At 56.5% G+C, this 866-nt stretch carries 3 protein-coding genes; all 3 read right to left on the bottom strand.

The window, feature by feature from the left end; translation table 11 throughout:
• Window positions 1-101: 101 nt before the first annotated feature.
• Window positions 102-308, bottom strand: a complete 207-nt coding sequence (locus AC1RPW_RS07665) for a hypothetical protein (RefSeq protein WP_481769391.1) — start codon at window positions 306-308, stop codon at window positions 102-104.
• Window positions 305-565: a hypothetical protein gene (locus AC1RPW_RS07660; protein ID WP_481769390.1), complete on the bottom strand. Its 261-nt coding sequence runs from the start codon at window positions 563-565 to the stop codon at window positions 305-307. The genes AC1RPW_RS07665 and AC1RPW_RS07660 overlap by 4 nt, the downstream gene beginning before the upstream one ends.
• 24 nt (window positions 566-589) lie before the next feature.
• Window positions 590-866, bottom strand: a 277-nt coding sequence (locus AC1RPW_RS07655; protein ID WP_481769389.1) for a hypothetical protein, incomplete at its 5' end; no start/stop codon positions are given.

The following is an 866-nucleotide window of genomic DNA, read 5'->3' as shown; positions in this document are numbered from 1 at the left end:
GGCGGCGCAGTGCCGCGACTTTGAAATGCTTGGTGACTTTTTCGAACATGGGAACCTCCAATAATTTAGTGATTCCCATTATACCTACTTCGAGCGACCAGTCAACCCCGATGAATCACTTCGGGCTCAACCCCAAACACGGCACGTACATACTCCGGGCACGTGCCTGCTGCCGCTTCGATACTCAACACCGCCTTTTCTTCGAACGGCCAGATGGGGCCCGGCAAATCGGTGAACACCGCGATCTTGTCGGAGCCAGAACCCTGCACCACGACAACGCGTTTTACAGCAAACGTAATCTCGCTCATAGCCCGTATTTCTCCTTGAACTGGTCCCATGTCATCGCCTTGTTCCCGGCCTTTACGATCTTGTCCGCGAACTTAGCACCCGGCTTGTATAGTAGCACATTCATCTTCGCGCTGTACTTGACAACGGTGCCGCCCTGAGCCTCGACAAACGCCTCTTCGTCAGCCGAGCGGTAACTGGTCCAAGCCACATTGACCCATGCTAGCTTCGCGCCTGCTGCCTTCTTCCGCACTGGCAGTTCGCCATCGATCTTGAGCACGCCCTCAAGAGGACGATACCACGCTCAGAACTCTGCAACGCCATCCACCAACAGCTGGATCGTTGCGTGCGAGAACCCCTTGATGCGGCCCACCTCGTTCCAGATTCCTTGTTTGTCAAGGTTGCAGAGAGTTTTCATACTCATGCCCGCAGCCTCAAGCTGTTCGAGCTTGCGCACTCCCATCCCACCGCGCGTGAAAGCGCCGCTTGCCACCATCAACTTCTTGAGCGGGATCGTGTCGCCCAGCACGCGCACGAGTTCCCCGCGCATCTTAGGCCACTGGTTCTTGCCGAATGCGTCA

The organism is Dellaglioa sp. CoH-55-MRSF-8, from assembly GCF_056782195.1.
The sequence above is the reverse complement of the archived record's forward strand: the minus strand, read 5'-3'. Positions and strand labels throughout refer to the sequence as shown.

Excerpts from the sequence above, each read along its gene's own strand:
- AC1RPW_RS07665 (WP_481769391.1), bottom strand. The coding sequence starts at position 308 with ATGAGCGAGATTACGTTTGCTGTAAAACGCGTTGTCGTGGTGCAGGGT.